The 18,657-nt window shown below is 46.1% G+C and carries 18 protein-coding genes; 12 read left to right on the top strand and 6 right to left on the bottom strand.

Features of this window, described 5'->3' with window-relative positions:
- Positions 1-107: 107 nt before the first annotated feature.
- From FG11_RS00800 to FG11_RS00765, 8 genes are all read left to right on the top strand, one after another.
- Complete coding sequence (locus tag FG11_RS00800) at positions 108-395, top strand: co-chaperone GroES (protein ID WP_020183730.1); 288 nt, start codon at positions 108-110, stop codon at positions 393-395.
- Positions 396-472: 77 nt separating this feature from the next.
- A complete protein-coding gene (gene groL / locus FG11_RS00795) occupies positions 473-2,110 on the top strand; it encodes a chaperonin GroEL (protein WP_025223704.1) in 1,638 nt (545 codons plus the stop codon).
- Positions 2,111-2,267: 157 nt separating this feature from the next.
- Positions 2,268-3,020, top strand: a complete 753-nt coding sequence (locus tag FG11_RS13155; protein WP_052184887.1) for a HEPN domain-containing protein — start codon at positions 2,268-2,270, stop codon at positions 3,018-3,020.
- A 164-nt stretch (positions 3,021-3,184) separates the two neighbouring features.
- A complete protein-coding gene (locus tag FG11_RS00785; protein WP_081978161.1) occupies positions 3,185-3,733 on the top strand; it encodes an REP-associated tyrosine transposase in 549 nt (182 codons plus the stop codon).
- Between the two features lie 208 nt (positions 3,734-3,941).
- Entirely contained in the window at positions 3,942-4,463 is a 522-nt protein-coding gene (gene sodC / locus FG11_RS00780; protein WP_047532567.1) for a superoxide dismutase family protein, read from the top strand.
- A 146-nt stretch (positions 4,464-4,609) separates the two neighbouring features.
- Positions 4,610-4,927, top strand: coding sequence for a hypothetical protein (locus FG11_RS00775; protein ID WP_020183726.1), 318 nt, complete (start codon positions 4,610-4,612; stop codon positions 4,925-4,927).
- A 38-nt stretch (positions 4,928-4,965) separates the two neighbouring features.
- A complete protein-coding gene (gene ung, locus FG11_RS00770) occupies positions 4,966-5,667 on the top strand; it encodes a uracil-DNA glycosylase (protein WP_442922016.1) in 702 nt (233 codons plus the stop codon).
- A gap of 325 nt (positions 5,668-5,992) precedes the next feature.
- Positions 5,993-8,158 (top strand): UvrD-helicase domain-containing protein, encoded by a 2,166-nt coding sequence (locus FG11_RS00765; protein WP_025223700.1) that lies wholly within the window; start codon positions 5,993-5,995, stop codon positions 8,156-8,158.
- 72 nt (positions 8,159-8,230) lie between these two features.
- Here FG11_RS00765 and FG11_RS00760 read toward each other — a convergent pair whose 3' ends face one another.
- The 4 genes from FG11_RS00760 to FG11_RS00745 all read right to left on the bottom strand — a co-directional run bounded on the left by FG11_RS00760 (position 8,231) and on the right by FG11_RS00745 (position 11,224).
- On the bottom strand, positions 8,231-9,028 hold the full coding sequence (locus FG11_RS00760; protein ID WP_047532563.1) for a BPSS1780 family membrane protein: 798 nt from the start codon (positions 9,026-9,028) through the stop codon (positions 8,231-8,233).
- Between the two features lie 47 nt (positions 9,029-9,075).
- Positions 9,076-10,002 (bottom strand): homoserine kinase, encoded by a 927-nt coding sequence (locus FG11_RS00755; RefSeq protein WP_047532560.1) that lies wholly within the window; start codon positions 10,000-10,002, stop codon positions 9,076-9,078.
- Between the two features lie 53 nt (positions 10,003-10,055).
- Positions 10,056-10,415, bottom strand: a complete 360-nt coding sequence (locus FG11_RS00750) for a DUF2782 domain-containing protein (protein ID WP_020183721.1) — start codon at positions 10,413-10,415, stop codon at positions 10,056-10,058.
- 83 nt (positions 10,416-10,498) lie between these two features.
- On the bottom strand, positions 10,499-11,224 hold the full coding sequence (locus tag FG11_RS00745; protein WP_020183720.1) for a TIGR00730 family Rossman fold protein: 726 nt from the start codon (positions 11,222-11,224) through the stop codon (positions 10,499-10,501).
- Positions 11,225-11,409: 185 nt separating this feature from the next.
- Here FG11_RS00745 and polA point away from each other — a divergent pair, with 185 nt between their 5' ends.
- Entirely contained in the window at positions 11,410-14,172 is a 2,763-nt protein-coding gene (gene polA, locus FG11_RS00740; RefSeq protein WP_047532558.1) for a DNA polymerase I, read from the top strand.
- Between the two features lie 90 nt (positions 14,173-14,262).
- Positions 14,263-14,922 carry an MOSC domain-containing protein gene (locus FG11_RS00735; protein ID WP_047532556.1) on the top strand — a complete coding sequence of 220 codons (660 nt, stop codon included), beginning with the start codon at positions 14,263-14,265 and terminating at the stop codon, positions 14,920-14,922.
- Here the strand turns inward: FG11_RS00735 and FG11_RS00730 are convergent.
- Positions 14,919-16,088, bottom strand: a complete 1,170-nt coding sequence (locus tag FG11_RS00730; RefSeq protein WP_369751679.1) for a diguanylate cyclase domain-containing protein — start codon at positions 16,086-16,088, stop codon at positions 14,919-14,921. The genes FG11_RS00735 and FG11_RS00730 overlap by 4 nt on opposite strands.
- A gap of 124 nt (positions 16,089-16,212) precedes the next feature.
- Between FG11_RS00730 and FG11_RS00725 the strand changes: the two genes are divergently transcribed.
- Positions 16,213-16,956 carry a competence/damage-inducible protein A gene (locus FG11_RS00725; protein ID WP_020183715.1) on the top strand — a complete coding sequence of 248 codons (744 nt, stop codon included), beginning with the start codon at positions 16,213-16,215 and terminating at the stop codon, positions 16,954-16,956.
- The gene (locus tag FG11_RS13370; protein WP_081623279.1) at positions 16,938-17,210 is read left to right on the top strand and encodes a YkgJ family cysteine cluster protein; all 273 of its coding nucleotides are present in this window, start codon (positions 16,938-16,940) and stop codon (positions 17,208-17,210) included. The genes FG11_RS00725 and FG11_RS13370 overlap by 19 nt, the downstream gene beginning before the upstream one ends.
- Here the strand turns inward: FG11_RS13370 and FG11_RS00720 are convergent.
- Positions 17,194-18,657, bottom strand: a complete 1,464-nt coding sequence (locus FG11_RS00720) for an efflux transporter outer membrane subunit (protein ID WP_235276311.1) — start codon at positions 18,655-18,657, stop codon at positions 17,194-17,196. The two genes, FG11_RS13370 and FG11_RS00720, sit on opposite strands and share 17 nt — an antisense overlap.

The raw sequence follows: 18,657 nt of genomic DNA, 5'->3' as shown, positions 1-18,657 counted from the left end.
AATCAAGGTAGGTGAGTGCTAAAATCACGCACCGTAATTACTAACGCATTTTTAAACTATTGTTTTTAAACTATTGATAGTTTAAGCATACACCAAGGAGAAAACTAATGAAAATTCGTCCACTACATGACCGTGTGATTGTTAAACGTTCTGAAGAAGTACGTACAACGGCTTCTGGCATTGTGATTCCAGACAGTGCAACAGAAAAACCTGATCAAGGCATTGTACAAGCAGTAGGCAATGGCAAACGCGACGACAGCGGCAAATTGAATGCCTTAGACGTTAAAGTTGGCGACAAAGTGTTATTTGGTAAATACGCTGGCCAAACTGTAAAAGTGGATGGCGAAGAATTATTGGTGATGCGCGAAGAAGACATCATGGCGATTGTTGAATAATTTCAACGGAAATTTAAGGTTGAATAATCAAATTTAAAACATCTATTGATCAAATATAGTATTCAGGAGAATTTAACATGGCAGCAAAAGACGTAAGATTCGGCGATGACGTTCGTCAAAAAATGGTAAATGGCGTAAACGTATTAGCCAATGCAGTACGCGTAACACTAGGTCCTAAAGGCCGTAACGTAGTGTTAGAGCGCTCATTCGGCGCACCAACCATCACTAAAGATGGCGTTTCAGTAGCGAAAGAAATCGAATTAAAAGACAAATTCGAAAACATGGGCGCACAAATGGTGAAAGAAGTGGCTTCTAAAACCAATGACATCGCAGGTGACGGTACAACAACCGCAACCGTACTAGCACAAGCCATCATCCGTGAAGGCATGAAATCTGTAGCCGCCGGCATGAACCCAATGGATCTAAAACGTGGTATCGACAAAGCCGTTGAAGCTGCTGTTGCTGATTTAAAAGCACAATCAAAACCATGTACGACAAGCAAGGAAATTGCACAAGTAGGTTCAATTTCAGCAAACTCAGATACATCAGTAGGCCAAATCATTGCAGACGCAATGGACAAAGTTGGTAAAGAAGGCGTGATTACCGTAGAAGATGGTTCAGGCTTAACCAACGAACTAGACGTAGTAGAAGGTATGCAATTCGACCGTGGCTACTTATCTCCATACTTCATCAACAACCAAGAGCGTCAAATCGCTTTAATGGACAATCCATTTGTGTTATTGCATGACAAAAAAATCTCAAACATCCGTGATTTATTACCAGCATTAGAGCAAGTGGCTAAAGCAGGTCGCCCATTATTAATCATTGCAGAAGATGTAGATGGCGAAGCATTGGCAACATTGGTAGTGAATAACATCCGTGGTATCTTGAAAACTGTTGCTGTGAAAGCACCTGGTTTTGGTGACCGTCGTAAAGCCATGTTAGAAGATATCGCTATCTTAACTGGCGGCACTGTGATTGCTGAAGAAGTGGGCTTGAAACTTGAAAACGTAACGCTTGAAATGTTAGGCCAAGCCAAACGTATTGAAGTGGGCAAAGAAAACACCATCATCATTGATGGCCATGGCGTTGAAGCAAACATCAAAGCACGCATTACACAAATCAAAACACAAATCGAAGAAGCTTCAAGCGACTACGACCGTGAAAAACTACAAGAGCGCGTAGCTAAATTAGCTGGCGGTGTTGCAGTGATTAAGGTTGGCGCGACGACTGAAATCGAAATGAAAGAGAAAAAAGCACGCGTAGAAGATGCATTACACGCAACACGTGCTGCAGTTGAAGAAGGCATTGTGGCTGGCGGTGGCGTTGCATTGATCCGTGCACGTGATGCAATCAGCAAAGTAAAAGGCGATAACTTAGATCAAGAAGCAGGCATTAAAATTGTATTGCGCGCGGTAGAAGAGCCATTACGTCAAATCACTGCCAACGCTGGTGTTGAGCCATCTGTAGTAGTCAACAACGTTGCGGCTGGTAAAGGCAACTATGGCTATAACGCTGCTAACGAAACTTACGGCGATATGATTGAAATGGGTATTCTTGACCCAACTAAAGTCACCCGTTCTGCATTGCAAAATGCAGGTTCAGTCGCTGGCTTAATGTTAACGACTGACTGTATGGTTGCTGAATTGCCAAAAGATGACGCACCAGCAATGCCGGATATGGGCGGTATGGGTGGCATGGGCGGTATGATGTAGGCTCTTTGATGTTGCATCAATTTTCCGCCTCGCGGCGGGTTGATGCAATCACGAAGTGTAAACTTGCTACTCCGTAATATTAGAACCTCGCTTCGGCGAGGTTTTTGTTTGTTTATGGCTGTTTGACGAGACAGGGCGAGTCAATTACGATTGAAATATGGATCAAGACATTACTCAAACAGCAACCATGATTCCTAGCATGATGCAGAAAGTAAACACTTATGCATTAAGGGCTTTTAGGGATACAGCTGATAAGGATTATATACATGCGCGTATGGCATACAAGGCTGAGCTATTTCCTCAATTTCATTGGTCTTCACTTCATGCATTAGAAAAATATGCTAAATGCATAGCAATTCTTACTCGGATACTAAAGCCAAAAAAACCAATTAAACATGAAGTTACAAAGTCTTTAAAACTTATCAGTGAGCGAGTTGATATAAAACTATCTGATCAGACAGTAAATTTTATTAGACGACTCGAAGACTATAGGGCAAATGACCGATACTTAGAAAATTCTTGGTTTATCTATGATCCTGAGTTAGCAATTCTAGATCGTGCCGTTTGGGAATTACGTAGATATTGCAATTCTGAGCTATATATCTATTTGGAAAGTCAATTTTCTGCAGTTAATTCAGAAAAATATAAAAAAATACAATTGATTGATAAACCTAGCAAACAAAATACATTCATATCTGGCGGATTTATTGAGAAAACGCTAGACAGCAAACAATCTAAAACAAGGCCTGATTTAGTATGGTGCAATCTATATTACTCAAACTCCAACAGAAAATCAGTATTAATGAAAAGAATTATGATGTTTGAAAATGCACCATTTTATTTATACCCAGAAATTATTGAAGAGGTAGAAAAATACATTTTTGTATCTAAAGAATTTACTAACGCATAACGCATACAAAAGCCATCGTAGGGTGGGTCACTCGTGACCCACGCGTTGCATCGGTTCAACTTATCTCATCCGCGTGGGGTTAAAACCCCACCCTACTAAACCCAATGCATATCAATCACTTTGTTTGCATTTGACCTGTTGGAAAAACACACTAAAATCAATGCATGTCACACTATCGACGCTCTAATACGCCTAATGCCACTTACTTTTTCACGGTGGTGACTTACCGTCGGCAACGCTTTTTGTGTGATGAGCCTGTGCGTCATGCGCTAAAAAAGGCAATTATTAAAGTGAAAGCGCAATATCCTTTTAAAATTGATGCTTGGGTATTGTTACCCGACCATATACACACTATTTGGACACTGCCTGAAAACGATGCTAACTTTTCATTGCGTTGGCAATTAATCAAACGCTACGTCACACATGAATGTGGTAGCTATTTGAATCGCCCTGAATTTCATAGCGCTTCTAAAGCAAAGCACCAAGAAGCGACGCTGTGGCAGCGTAGGTTTTGGGAGCATCAAATACGTGACGAAAGCGATTACCAAACACACATGGATTATTGTCACTTTAATCCTGTTAAGCATGGTTTGGTTAAACACGTGCGTGATTGGGAGCACTCGTCTTTCCATAAACATGTTAACTTAGGCTTACACCCGAGTGACTGGGCTGGAGAGGGATTGGGGGAAGCAGGTCAATTTGGTGATGATTGATAGTGTGTTTCGCGTGGGTTCGAGAACCCACCCTACGCTCACTGTAGAGACTTGGTGGGCCAGCGTGGTCAATCTAAAGACATGGTTAAGTGGCCTTTCTTAGCAAGTCACCGTGCACCTCAAGTCACTTACCCCATCAATCAAACGGGACTCCTAACAACACACCTTAATCCAGACGTTAGTCTTTAATTATCACAAAGGAAACATCATGAAGAACAAAGTAGTATTTTCTACACTCCTGCTCTCCAGCGCTTTAGCAACCGCTGCTGAGATAACAGTTGCGTTAAACATAGCAGAAACACAAGGAACAGGTGCAGATATAGGCACCATCCGTATTGTTGAAACACCTTATGGCCTAGCCTTTTACCCAACCCTCAAAGGCCTTGCGCCTGGGCTTCATGGCTTTCACGTGCACGAGAAACCGTCATGCGCACCAGCAGAAAAAGATGGTGCTCTGGTAGCTGCATTGGGTGCGGGCGCTCATCTTGACCCACTAGCAACAAAGCGTCATGGCGAGCCTTGGGGTGACGGGCATCTTGGCGACCTTCCGCCGCTATACGTAGCTGCTGATGGAAGCGCAAGCAATGCAGTGCTTGCACCAAGACTAAAGCTGGCAGATGTCAAAAACCGCTCGTTGATGATTCATGCCGGTGGTGATAACCACTCCGATCACCCTGCGCCTCTTGGCGGTGGTGGCGCGCGCGTGGCGTGCGGGGTAATTGGCAATTAAAACAGTAGCACTTTAGGCGCACTCAATTTCAGTGCGCCGCATGCAATATACATAAACCTACCAAACCGTTAAGTTTGACGATTAATACAGCGTCAATTACGATACGGGCATCTATTGCAGTCTCCACACATTTAAGGCTCGGCACTATGCCATTCAAACAATATTTTTTCACTACGTTTTATTGCATTGCGCTACTCATTGGCTGCGCAAACAATACTCTGGATAACCCTGGAGAGTTAGCAGGGAAGTGGCGTTTGGATGGATTGATCTCCATCCCCATGGAATTCAAACAAGGTGAAGTAACCGCGCTCGATATCACAGAGAAAGTCACATACGAAGCCAAGGGGCGAGATATATTGGTGACTTACAAAACAGGGGTAGCAAAAGGCACCGTTGTAAAATACACCATCACTGGCGACGATTCTGCTGTGACGGAGCTGGGCACGCTTAAACGCGTTCAATAAGCAAAACATTATTCACGTCTAACCCAAGAAGTATTATTTTGACAGCACTCCAAAAATCCGGACAGCTCCACCCTTCATGGCAAACCGTCATTGGTGACGAGCTCCATCAACCTTATATGGAAGCCTTGCGTACTTTTCTTCAGCAAGAAAAGGCGGCCGGCAAAATTATCTACCCGCCAGGACCGCTGATTTTTAATGCTTTTAATCACACGCCGTTTGATCAAGTACGCGTGGTGATTATTGGGCAAGACCCCTACCACGGGCAAGATAATAAAGGACAGCCACAAGCGCATGGATTAAGCTTCTCGGTGCCGCAAGGCATGGATTTACCCCCTTCCCTCCTCAATATTTTCAAAGAAATCTCAGCCGATTTAAATATTAAGATGAGCAGAAATGGTGACTTAACGCCGTGGGCAGATCAAGGTGTGTTGTTGCTCAATGCCACGCTGACAGTAGAACAAGCCAAAGCAGGTGCACACCAAAACAAAGGCTGGGAGCAGTTTACCGATGCAGCGATTGCTGCATTAAACAAGCATCGGGAAGGTTTGGTGTTTGTATTGTGGGGCAGTTACGCACAGAAAAAAGGCGGTGTGATTGATGCAAAACGCCATTTGGTGCTTAAATCTGTGCATCCATCGCCACTCTCTGCGCATCGTGGGTTTTTTGGCAACCACCAGTTTTCTAGCATTAATCAATATTTAATTGAGCATGGACAAGCGCCTATTAATTGGCAGCTTTAACGTTGTGAGTGGTGTGTGTCATGAGCGCACGCACATAAACCGCTTGTCATGGCATTACAACTTGTTTACACTTAATTAAGATTTATTTACAAATAAACGCCGCACAAAAAAAGCCCCGATTAAGGGGATTAAATCGGGGCAAATAGCCTCATCGTCTAAGGCTTCCGCTCAGGGAGGAAAGAAGCGGAAAGATGGCAAGCGTCAACTTGCACATCATGTACTCTATGACTAAGCCTTTTCGGGCTTAGTTCCAACTTTTTTAGTCTAAATTTCTATTTTTATTATCACAGTTAATTGAAACCGGTAGCCATGCGATAATACCGCTATGGACACCGACTCAATCTTATCCGGCCTCAATAATAAACAACTGGAAGCCGTTACCCTCCCCCGACAATCCGCACTGATTTTAGCTGGGGCAGGCAGTGGAAAAACACGTGTACTGACCACCCGCATTGCTTGGTTGATTCAATCCGGACAGGTATCGCCCATGGGGTTGATGGCGGTGACCTTTACCAACAAAGCGGCTAAAGAGATGTTGACGCGCCTGACCGCTATGTTGCCGATCAACACGCGTGGCATGTGGGCTGGCACCTTTCACGGCTTATGTAATCGTCTATTGCGTGCACATTATCGCGAGGCTGGCTTACCTAGTACGTTTCAAATTTTAGATACCGCTGATCAGCTTTCTAGCATCAAGCGCTTGATGAAATTGATGAATGTGGACGATGAGAAATATCCACCAAAACAAGTGCAAGGCTATATCAATAGCTGCAAAGAAGAAGGTCTACGCGCGCATGCGGTAGATGCCTACGATGCGCATTCGCAAAAGTTACGTGAAATTTACGAAGAATACGATAAACAATGCAACCGCGAAGGCGTTGCTGATTTTGCCGAATTGCTATTGCGTTGTTACGAACTGCTGGAGCGCGATGCGCATATTCGCCAGCATTACCAAAGCCGCTTCCACTACATTCTGGTGGATGAGTTTCAAGACACCAATCGTCTGCAATACTTGTGGTTAAAACTCTTGGCCGGCACCAGCAATTGTATTTTTGCAGTAGGTGATGACGACCAATCTATCTATGGTTTCCGCGGTGCACGTGTGGGCAACATGCGTGATTTTGAATCTGATTTTCATGTGGAAAATATTGTGAAGCTGGAGGAGAACTATCGCTCGCACAGCAATATTTTGGATGCTGCGAATGCGATTATCTCGCACAACAAACATCGCTTAGGCAAAAATTTATGGACCACCGCCGGCAAAGGTGAGCCTGTGCGTGTATATGATGCCTATAACGATACGGACGAAGCGCAGTTTATTGTAGATGAAGTGAATATGCTGCAGAACGAAGGCACCAGCTTAGGGGATATGGCCTTACTCTATCGCAGTAATGCACAATCGCGCATCTTGGAACACACCCTATTTTCAGCCAATATCCCGTATCGCGTATATGGCGGTTTACGCTTTTTTGAACGTGCAGAGATCAAACATGCATTGGCCTATATGCGCTTGATTGCCAACGCTAATGACGATACGGCACTGTTGCGTATCATCAATTTTCCTGCGCGTGGTATTGGCGCACGTAGTTTAGAGCAACTGCAAGAAGCAGCGCGTCAGCAAAACTGCAGCCTATGGCAAGCCGCTATCAATAAGGTGGGCAATGGCACATTAGGCGGTAAAGGTATCGATGGTTTTGTTGGGCTAATCCGTGAGATGGTGAATCAAGCCTATGGCATTAAGTTGCCAGAGCTAGCAGAGTTAGCCACTACAATGTCTGGCTTAAAAACGCATTACCAAGCTGATAAAGAAGGGGAAGACCGCATTGCCAACTTGGAAGAGTTGGTCACCGCGGCGGTAGCCTTTAGCAACCAAGACTTTGGTAACCACAACAACGTAGAAGAAGATGCCGATTTACTTACACAGTTTTTAAACCATGCCAGTTTAGAAGCCGGCGAACATCAAGCAGACGTTGGGCGTGAGGCGCTACAGTTGATGACCGTGCATGCTGCCAAAGGCTTGGAATTTAAAGCGGTATTTATTAGCGGCGTAGAGGAAGGCTTATTTCCACACGAACAAAGTACTTATGAAAACAGCGGCGTAGAAGAAGAACGCCGCTTGATGTATGTGGCGGTGACGCGCGCGCGTCAACGCCTGTATTTAAGCCATGCGCAAAGCCGCATGTTGCACGGCCAAGTGCGCTATGGCATTCCATCACGCTTTTTGGATGAGATCCCGGACGAACTGCTCAAACGGCTAAACAGCAAGCCTACGCCTAAAGCTTATGCGACTGGTGGTAACTACCAGGCCAAGCCTTCCGCAAGCCAGCAGTACCCGTTTAAAATCGGGCAAAGTGTGCGGCATGCAAAATTTGGAGATGGCGTAGTGGTGAGCTACGAAGGCAATGCCAGTGACCTAGCCATCAAAATCAATTTTGGCCACCAAGGCTTAAAGACGTTGATGATGGAATACGCTAAATTGGAAAAGATTTAACACAAGCCAGTATCAGCTTGAGCCAGTATCAGCTTGCTCAAGATTACTCAATTAGGATAATGCAGTTAAGGTTTAGGGTAACTCAACTGGTGCGGCTCTAAACACATCGCGATAGCTGACGTATTGAAACGCAAACATGAGCGCTGTAGCAAGCAGTAAGCAGCCAAATACCAACATGGGCATCAGCGCCTGTGCCAATGCTGGCAGCAGCGCGCCTACCACCCCAATCACCAGACCTACGATTAACATCAAGCCCATCACGCCAGCTGATAGCACTAACCACGCGGCACCCATGGCTACCGTGTATTGCAACACACCGGCGATGCTGGATTTAATGGCTTTGACCAATGTGTAGTTATTGATAACGATAAGCACTGGTGAAAACCAGGTGGCAATAAACAAAGGGAATAACAGCAACAGCAGCTTGAGGATAAACGGCATAAATTTATCCATGAATTTTACATATTCTGACTCACTCATCTGCGCGCCTTTATCCGCAAAACTCATTAGCCCTTGAATATCAGAATTCAATAGAAAAGTAGCCAATGTGGCATAGACCAAACAGGCCAGCCCCAATAACATCAGCAGCGTGAATTTAGGTTGAATTTTTGCCAGTACAGCTTGTACGGTTTCTTGCTTGCCCATTTCTGCGTTGCGGTACAACATCACGGCAAATGCAATAAATACTGGCCAAATTAATACTGTGAGCAAGGCAAAAATACCCAAGCCCGGAATAGAAGGCAACATCATAAAAATCCCGACATAAGCAATAGCCAATAGCATCCATCTGGATGGTTGTGTTTTAAACAACTCCAGACTTTCTTTGACCCAGCTTAATCCGGTTTTGGTGCGAGATTCTAAAATTGCCATAGGTACCTTGCCAATGTATTTCTATTAATGGTGTGCTTGCTGCTAGTTTATACGCTCTGAATGCGTTGTCTCAAGATTTGCTCAAAATGCATGGGGTCTTTAGCATGCGTTAACTCGCCTGCTACAGGAAAATGATAATCATATAAACGCGATAACCAGAAACGCAAAGCCGCACGACGCAATAAAGCTTGCCAATGCTGCTGTTCCGCCAGCTCAAACGGTCTTACTGCTTGATACGCCGCTAGAAATGCATCGCGTTTCGCTGTATCAAAACTGCCATGTTCACTGATGCACCACTCATTGGCAGCAATCGCAACATCATAAGCCAGCACATCATGACACGCATAGTAAAAATCAATAAAGCCGCCAAGCCGGTCGCCATCAAACAACACGTTATCTCTAAACAAATCGCCATGAATCACGCCATGGGGCAGTGCTGTCAGGTCTAACCCATGTTGATAATCTAACTCTGCCTGCAACAAAGCGCTTTGATCGGCTTGCATTTTAGGCATGACTTGCTGCGCGGTCATGGTGCGCCAGCCCTGCCCGCGTTGATTGTGTGATTGTTGATGAAAACTTAACCCAGCCAAATGCATATTGGCCAGCGTAGTTGCCACTGCCTGGCATTGTGCAACATTCGGTGTACTAATATCCCGACCTTGCAGGCAACTCACCATCAATGCAGGCTTGCTTTTCAGGCGATGCAGCGCGATTCCCTGCTTATCCATAATAGGTGCTGGACACGGTACCCCGTGTTGCGCCAAGTGCGCCATCAGATTGACGAAATATGGCAGCTCATCAAAATCATTTTTTTCAAAAATGGTCAGCACATAGCGCGCAGCATCTGTTGTCACAAAATAATTAGTATTGGTAATGCCAGCAGCAATCCCTTTAAGTGACTGAAATTGGCCGATACTAAATTGCGTCAGCCAATCGCGAACATCGTCAGATGTGAGTGTGGTAAAAACAGACATGTTGGTTAAACAAAAATCACCAAAATAATAAAGAGGGCATGGCCCTCTTCAGGTTAAAAGCGGAATAGTATCCAATGCGGTACAGATAAAGGTGGGTTAGGGCCGATATTCACCCAACCACCGTTAGGATCATCTTTATGCAGAAAATAAGGCGTGCCGCCTTGCGGGGTGACTTTCATCATGTATAGCTCACCGTTAATACGGTACTCTTCGATGGTCTCTGTGCCCTTTTTGCGGATGGTGATTTGTGGTTCTTCCATCGGCTCACCCTCAATTACTTTGGGAGGTGGCGGCACTTCTTCTAACAACTCACGCTGTGGCGCTTTGGCTGGCTCAGCAGCCGTGCTGGTCATTGCAAATCCACTGACTAAGAAAATGCACATCACATGAGACAGTAACTTTAAACGGTGCACTTTTCTTCTCCTTAACAGTTTTAATTATTTTAACAAATTACACCGGCCATAAGTGCTGGGCACGATAAATAAAATGCTGGGCATTACAAATATAATTGGATTTTGCGCTCTGCCGGTGTGAGCTCAAACCCTGTAGATTCATAATGTCTAAAAATGGTTTCCACAATCTGCTTGGGGTCATCAATAGACTGAATCAACAACATATCTTCTGGCGACGCCATACCTTCAGCAATCAGTGTATTTTTCAGCCAATCGATCAGGCCAGCCCAAAATTTGGTGCCAACCAAAATAATAGGAATTTTGCGAGATTTACCAGTCTGCACCAGTGTAATCGCTTCCATGAGTTCGTCCAGGGTACCAAAGCCACCCGGCATCACAATATAGGCCGATGCATATTTTACAAACATCACCTTGCGCATAAAAAAGTATTTAAACGTCAGGCTAATGTCTTGATACGGATTGCCGCTCTGCTCAAACGGCAGCTCGATATTCAAGCCGACACTAGGGCCTATGCCAGCAAATGCGCCGCGATTTGCAGCTTCCATAATACCTGGGCCACCACCGGAAATCACACTAAAACCAGAGTCGGATAGCAGGCGGGCAATCTCTTCGGTGAGCTTAAAGTAAGGATGATCCGGCTTGGTACGGGCGCTACCAAAAATAGAAACGGCCGGGGTAATTTCTTTGAGTTTTTCGGTCGCCCCTACAAACTCGGCCATGATTTCAAATGCATGCCAAGAGCCATAACTGGCAGAATCGCCGTTCAATAGCTCAGGCGCTGTCACTAGTGGTAATTTTCTTGTCGTCATCTTACAAACTCGCCCTACTCAATATATGCATTTGATTCTACCATGCACAGCTAAATTCAATTGGCGGAACACAACAGGAAAACAATTTTTAAACAACGCCATGTGTTTTATAGCGATAAAAGCTAGAATAACCGACTTAACTAAGTTTGCTTTAGTCACTTTGTTACTCGCTTTTTGGAACCCGTATGAAAACATTATTGCTGGTAGATGGCTCCTCTTATTTGTACCGCGCGTTTCACGCCATGCCGGATTTGCGTAACAGCAAAAACGAACCGGTAGGTGCCATTCAGGGCGTGCTCAACATGCTACGCCGTCTACATAAAGATTATCCGGCCGAATATAGTGCATGCGTGTTTGATGCCAAGGGTAAGACCTTCCGCGATGATATTTACCCGGAATACAAAGCCAACCGCGCCAGCATGCCAGATGATTTACGTGTGCAAATTGAGCCACTGTTTGAAACTATCCGCGCCATGGGCTGGCCACTGATTATTGAAGATGGCGTAGAGGCGGATGATGTGATTGGTGCGCTGGCCAAACAGGCGGAACGTGAAGGCATCAACACCATTATCTCCACTGGCGATAAAGACATTTCACAATTGGTCAACAAACATATCACCGTGGTCAACACCATGCGTGACGCCTTCCGCAAGACCGATGATGTGTTGGATATTGCTGGTGTACAAAACAAATTTGGCGTGCCGCCAGAAAGAATCATTGATTATTTAGTGCTCATCGGCGACACCTCGGATAACGTGCCCGGCGTAGAAAAAGTCGGCCCCAAAACTGCGGTTAAATGGTTGCAGGAATACGGTACATTGGAAAATATCGTAGCCAATGCAGACAATATCAAAGGTGTGGTGGGCGAGAACTTGCGTAAAGCACTGCCTTGGCTACCCACTGCGCGCGAACTGATTACTATCCGCTGCGATATCGGCATCCGCGAACACTTTGATGAGCTGGTAGCGCAAGCGCCAGACAAAGCGAAACTCACTGCATTATTCGATCACTTTGAATTCAAAAGCTGGAAGCGTGAATTGGACAATATGCCTAGCCACACTACCAACGCCTCTTCTGGGCATCCGCCTGTTAGTCAACCCGTTACTAAAGCTGACACTGACTTTCACTATCAAGCAGATACGCGCCGTGACTATCATACGATTCTGAACGAAGCCGACTTGAATGCTTGGCTGGACAAACTGCAACAAGCTTCACTGTTTTGTTTCGATACAGAAACTACTTCGCTTGACCCGATGACCGCACAAATCGTGGGCGTCTCGTTTAGCGTGCAATCGGGAGAGGCAGCTTATTTGCCACTCTCTCACGATTATTTTGATGCGCCGACGCAGCTACCATGCAATGCAACGCTTGCCAAACTGAAGCCCATTTTAGAAAACCCTGCGCTCAAAAAAGTCGGGCAAAATTTAAAATACGATAAACACGTGTTAGCCAACCATGGCATCGCACTCAACGGCATTGCGCACGATACGTTGCTGCAATCTTACGTATTGGAAAGCCATCGCGGTCATGGCATGGATGAGTTAAGTGAACGCCATTTGGGCATCACGCCCATCAGTTTTGAACAGGTAGCAGGCAAAGGCGCCAAGCAAGTCAGCTTTAATCAGGTGACAGTAGAAACTGCCGCCGAATACGCCGCAGAAGATGCTGACATTACGTTGCAACTGCATCAGGCACTGCATCCGCAAGTGGAAGCAGACACCAAACTCAACTTTATTTACAGCCAAATTGAAATGCCATCGATGGAGATTTTATTCACTATCGAACGCAATGGCGTACTGATTGACGCGAATCAACTCAACCGTCAGAGCAATGAAATTGGCCTGAAACTGGTAGCACTGGAAAAGCAAGCGTACGAATTAGCCGGCCAACCATTTAACTTAGGCTCACCTAAGCAGCTACAAGAGATTCTGTTTGGCAAGCTGGGCATCAAGCCCACCAAAAAAACGCCTAGCGGCGCCCCCAGTACCGATGAAGACGTCTTGCAAGAGCTAGCACTAGATTACCCGTTGCCCAAAGTGTTGCTGGAGTATCGCGGCTTAGCTAAGCTCAAGTCCACCTACACCGACAAGCTGCCAAAAATGATTAACGCCAAAACCGGGCGTGTGCATACTAGCTATAACCAAGCTGTAGCCATCACGGGGCGCTTAGCCAGCTCCGACCCCAATTTACAGAACATTCCAGTACGCACGGCCGAAGGTCGCCGTATCCGCGAAGCATTTATTGCGCGTGAAGGCAGCCACATTGTCTCTGCCGACTATTCACAGATAGAACTGCGCATTATGGCGCATTTGTCGCAAGATAGCGGCATGTTGCAAGCTTTTACCAACAATGAGGATATTCACCGCGCTACCGCTGCCGAGATTTTTGGCGTAGAACGCAGTGCAGTCGATAACGAACAGCGCCGATACGCCAAAGTGATTAACTTTGGTTTAATTTATGGCATGAGCGCCTTTGGCTTGGCGCAGAACCTCAACATTGAGCGCAGCGCTGCCGCTAGCTATATTGAACGCTACTTTGCGCGCTACCCCGGCGTAAAACAATACATGCAAAACACACGCGAGCTTGCCAAGGCGCAGGGCTATGTCGAAACCTATTTTGGACGACGCTTATGGGTGCCAGAAATTAATAGCCCTAACGTACAAAGACGCAACGGCGCAGAACGCGCTGCTATTAATGCGCCTATGCAAGGCACTGCGGCAGATCTGATCAAACTCGCCATGATTGCAGTACAAGACTGGCTGACACAAGAAAAACTACAGACCAAACTCATTATGCAAGTACACGATGAATTGGTATTAGAAGTACCAGACAATGAGCTGGCGCTGGTAAAAGCAGAACTGCCGAAACTGATGCAGGGCGTAGCGACACTTGATGTGCCACTATTAGCAGAAGTAGGCGTAGGCAATAACTGGGAAAGCGCACACTAATCCCAAGCACATACGCAAATTAACGCATATGGTCAGCGGCGCTTTTACGGTTAAATAGCACTCATCGTTACTTGAGCGAGCGTACATCTCATGCAGTTAATCTCTGTCAATACGGCCATGCCCACCGTCGTTGAAATCAACGGAAACTCGGTCAACACTGGCATTTATAAAACCCCACAATCCGGAAAGGTCCGGCTAAGCAAAACCAACCTAGCCGGAGATGGTCAAGCCGACTTAACAGTACATGGTGGCGAATTTCAGGCGGTGTATAGCTATCCAGTTGAGCATTATGCTTATTGGCAAAAAGTCTTGAGCAAACCTGCACTGCCCTTTGGTACGTTTGGCGAGAACTTTACTGTCTCAGGCTTGCTAGAGGATGAAGTCTATGTAGGGGATATATTTTCCGTAGGTAGCGCAGTGATACAAGCGACCATGCCTAGGATTCCCTGTTTTAAATTTGGACACAAAGTGGGCAAACCGGATATCTTATCCATGTTTTTACACAGTGGACGCAGCGGTTTTTATCACAAAGTACTTCAAGAAGGTGACGTGGCTGCTGGTGATTCGATTGCACTGGTAGAACGTCAATCGCAAAGCATCAGCATCAGAATGGCATTGGGTCTACAAAAGCTGGAAGAAGGCGATGCCAGCACACTGGAGTATGCGCTGCGCATTGAGCACTTACCGCCATTATTGCGCAACGTCTACACACAGCGTTTACAGCACATGCAGTCTGCAGGCCAATACTAATGCTCACGTTCCAAATGCAAAGTATCTCGCATCTTAAAATCAAACATGCGGATGATATTGCGTCCCGCTTTCTTGGCTTGGTACATGGCAATATCTGCATGTTTAAGCAAGTCTTCGTGCGACTCACCATGGTCTCCAAACATAGCAATGCCGATGCTGGGGGTGCTGATATATTCAAACTGATTTAATTGGTAAGGCGCGTTAAGCCTAGCAATCATTTGACTGGTGATATGCTCAACTTGCTTGGTCGCAGCAAGCTGCTCCTCATTCAAATCCTCTAGCATCACTACAAATTCGTCGCCGCCTAAACGTGCAACCGTATCACTTTCGCGCACACTCAATTTCAAACGTTCAGCCACTTGTTTAAGCAGTAAGTCGCCCATATCATGACCTAGCGTGTCATTGAGCATTTTGAAGTGATCTAAATCCAGAAACAGCAACGCGCCACGCTTGCCAGAACGACGGCTCAGCACCAACGCATGGTGCAATCTATCCATGAGCAGCCTGCGATTGGGCAGATTGGTCAGCGCATCATAAAAAGCCAATCGCTTAATTTCTTCCTCACGTTCAGTTGCTTGTTGTCGTAATAAAACGCTTTCTAGCAAATTGCGATAAAACGATTGGATACTAAAAATAGAAAAAATGACGTAGACAATACCAGCAATAGCCATCGGCACCGAAATGCTATGGCCGAGCACGGCAAACCCTAATAATGTCGGCAATACCGCAAATGCGATATACGTCATCGCGCTAATCCGGTCAATAGAATAGGAGACGATTGAGCCAGCCGACAGTCCGGCAATTAGATAACTCACAAACAGCTGCTGCTCGAGCTGGCCATAACGGATCATCAGCAGCCCCACCGCACCCCATATCATACTGCTCAATATTAAGCCGCTTCTAAACATGGTCAAGCGGCGTCTAATTTCATGCGGATCGTCCGTATGGTGCTTGGCATGAAAGCGAGTCACCAAAATTCTGGTGGCACTTACGGCAAGCATAATCCACAGCCAACCTAGCAGAATTTGCCTAGGAATCTCGTCACCTTGCATCACCACAAGGACGATAGCCAGTAAACAACTGGCAAAGACTGTCCGCGCACTGACTGCCAGTAAGTGCGTTAATTGTGCTGATTGAATTGCTACATTATTATTTTCCAAAGACACTCAAACCTGTATGCCATTATTTTTTTGCATTCACTTTTCCTACCCTCACCTTAATTATTCAATAGGACAACTATTAGTGCAACAGTTAAAATACGTCGCATCAAAGTATTTTTAAGCAATTTTTATGCAAAATTTTGGCATTTACATCATTGGCGATGAAATTCTCTCCGGAAAACGCCAAGACAAACATTTGGCCAAAGTGATTGAATTGCTTTCGGCACGTGGCTTACAGCTTAGTTGGGCTAACTACTTGGGCGATATTCCGGCACAGATTACCCTAGCCTTAAGTGCCAGCATGGCGCGCGGTGATATTGTGTTTAGCTTTGGTGGTATCGGCGCAACACCTGACGATTACACGCGTCAATGCGCGGCGGATGCACTCGGTGTGCCTATTGAGCGTCACGCAGGTGCAGTGGCTGAGCTAGAAGCCAGATTTGGTGAGGCGGCCTACCCTAAACGTGTATTGATGGCAGACTTTCCGCAAGGCGCCGATTTGATTCCTAACCCAGTTAATCGCGTGGCTGGCTTTAGCATTCAGCAACACTATTTTGTACCGGGGTTTCCAGAAATGGCACACCCGATGGTGGAATGGGTACTCGATACCTATTACCCACATCTATTTCATCAGCAAGATTATCTCGAGTCTTCTATTTTGGTATTGGATGCAGGCGAAAGCCAGCTATTGGATATGATGCACCAGATCTTGGCACAATATCCGGACATCAAATTATTTAGCCTGCCTAAGCTAGATACGCGTCGCACCATCGAATTAGGCGTCAAAGGCGCCAACCAATCGGTCACACGTGCCATGCACGATATCCAACAACACATTTCTGCGCTAGGTTTTCCTTGGTCACCGCTGCCTTAGCGTGCCGAGAAGGATGTGGCGCATGTTGCATCGCACCTTCCATTAACAGCCCGATTCCCGGCATGCCCAATGGCAAGCCCGCGGGTGTTAGGTGTGTTCAATTAGATGCAGACAATCGGTGTATGATTTTTGGTCGGCCAGAACGGCCCGTGTTTTGTGCCGGGTTACAACCCAGCACCGAAATGTGTGGAAACAGCCAAGTGCAAGCACTCACTTGGCTGACCCGATTAGAACAACTTACTCAGCCTTCTTAACTGGCTCTGCGCTAGCCGCTTTTTCTACTGGCTGCCAACCACCGCCCAATGCCTTGAATAAATCCACCGATGCGGTCAATACATTTTGACGGCTCTGTACAAAGCTTTGCGTGGCTTCGTAATAACTACGTTGCGCATCCAGCACTTCTAAATAAGCAGAGTAACCAGATTTATAGCGGTTTTGTGAAACCTCTAAAATTTTCTTGGCTGTCTCTTGTTTAGATTGCGCAATCGCTTCTACCGATTTGTACTGACGCAAATTGACCAGCGCATTATTCACTTCTTGGAAAGCTGTTTGTACAGCACCCTGATAGCTTGCTAACGCTTGTTTTTGCTTAGCTGTGGCTTGGTCTACTTTGGCATTCAACCTACCACCGTTAAAGATAGGCAAGTTTAAGCCTACGCCCAACGACCACACGCGTGCAGCTGATTTCAGCAAATCACCCAACTCTACACTTTCACCACCGAAGGCACCGGTCAAAGTGATGCTAGGGTAAAGCGCTGCTTTGGCAAGACCGATATTGGCATTGGCGGCAATAAGTTGCTGCTCCGTATCACGTACATCCGGCCTTGCCTCCATTAGGCTGGATGGCAAACCAGCGGGCGGAATCGGCGGAATTGGCAACGTCAACAAATCAGCCGCTGCAATTTGAGTGTCAAGCTCACCCGTGAGCACCGCCAATTGTTGCTCGCTGATTGCACGTTGACGCTGCAATTCCACTTGCTGTGATTTTAGGTTATCTAGCGCCAGTTCCGCCTGGTGTACATCCAGCACCGACACCACCCCACCCGCTAAACGACGTTTTGTCAGCGCCAAGCTTTCTTCACTAATGGCCTGATTACTTTTATTGACCGCAAGTTGTGAATCTAAACTGCGGATAATCAAGTAATTATTGGCGACCAAACTAGATAAAGACCATAGCACGGTTTCTTTAGCGTATTGGGTAGAGAGATAACTTGCACGTGCCGCCTCTTTGGCACGTCTTAACTTACCCCAAAAATCCAGCTCTATGGATGAGTTAAGCGCCAATTTATAGGTACTCCGCGGGTTTTGCCCAAATACCGGAAAAATACCAGCTTGTGTCACGCGATTACGCACACCTGAGCTATCTAAGTCTATAGTTGGCAGCAAGTAAGCGCCTACTTCACGCATATAGCCATCGGCTTCTTCAATACGAGCTACCGCCAGCTGCACATTGGTATTGTTTTGTTGTGCTTTCTCAATCAGCGCATTCAACTGCGCATCTTGATACAGCGTCCACCATTGGTTGGGTGCTTGTACCGCACTAGCATCATCCGCTTGTCTAAACTGCTCAGGCAAGCGCACATCTTTGGCTTCCGGACGCTGATACATCGGGCCAAGCAAAGTGCAGCCTGCTAGCCATGTCATCGACACCAATAGCGCAATGGTTCTCATGGTTGGTTTCATAATATTTGACGGTTGCAT

This window comes from Methylotenera sp. N17 (genome assembly GCF_000799155.1).
GTDB lineage: Bacteria > Pseudomonadota > Gammaproteobacteria > Burkholderiales > Methylophilaceae > Methylophilus.
This window is presented reverse-complemented; position numbering and strand designations above follow the sequence as displayed.

What these genes read in the sequence shown, in the direction of transcription:
- FG11_RS00800 (WP_020183730.1), top strand. Translation starts at nt 108, where the DNA reads ATGAAAATTCGTCCACTACATGACCGTGTGATTGTTAAACGTTCTGAA.
- groL (WP_025223704.1), top strand. Translation starts at nt 473, where the DNA reads ATGGCAGCAAAAGACGTAAGATTCGGCGATGACGTTCGTCAAAAAATG.
- FG11_RS13155 (WP_052184887.1), top strand. Translation starts at nt 2,268, where the DNA reads ATGGATCAAGACATTACTCAAACAGCAACCATGATTCCTAGCATGATG.
- FG11_RS00785 (WP_081978161.1), top strand. Translation starts at nt 3,185, where the DNA reads ATGTCACACTATCGACGCTCTAATACGCCTAATGCCACTTACTTTTTC.
- sodC (WP_047532567.1), top strand. Translation starts at nt 3,942, where the DNA reads ATGAAGAACAAAGTAGTATTTTCTACACTCCTGCTCTCCAGCGCTTTA.
- FG11_RS00775 (WP_020183726.1), top strand. Translation starts at nt 4,610, where the DNA reads ATGCCATTCAAACAATATTTTTTCACTACGTTTTATTGCATTGCGCTA.
- FG11_RS00765 (WP_025223700.1), top strand. Translation starts at nt 5,993, where the DNA reads ATGGACACCGACTCAATCTTATCCGGCCTCAATAATAAACAACTGGAA.
- FG11_RS00760 (WP_047532563.1), bottom strand. Translation starts at nt 9,028, where the DNA reads ATGGCAATTTTAGAATCTCGCACCAAAACCGGATTAAGCTGGGTCAAA.
- FG11_RS00755 (WP_047532560.1), bottom strand. Translation starts at nt 10,002, where the DNA reads ATGTCTGTTTTTACCACACTCACATCTGACGATGTTCGCGATTGGCTG.
- FG11_RS00745 (WP_020183720.1), bottom strand. Translation starts at nt 11,224, where the DNA reads ATGACGACAAGAAAATTACCACTAGTGACAGCGCCTGAGCTATTGAAC.
- polA (WP_047532558.1), top strand. Translation starts at nt 11,410, where the DNA reads ATGAAAACATTATTGCTGGTAGATGGCTCCTCTTATTTGTACCGCGCG.
- FG11_RS00735 (WP_047532556.1), top strand. Translation starts at nt 14,263, where the DNA reads ATGCAGTTAATCTCTGTCAATACGGCCATGCCCACCGTCGTTGAAATC.
- FG11_RS00725 (WP_020183715.1), top strand. Translation starts at nt 16,213, where the DNA reads ATGCAAAATTTTGGCATTTACATCATTGGCGATGAAATTCTCTCCGGA.
- FG11_RS00720 (WP_235276311.1), bottom strand. Translation starts at nt 18,657, where the DNA reads ATGCAACCGTCAAATATTATGAAACCAACCATGAGAACCATTGCGCTA.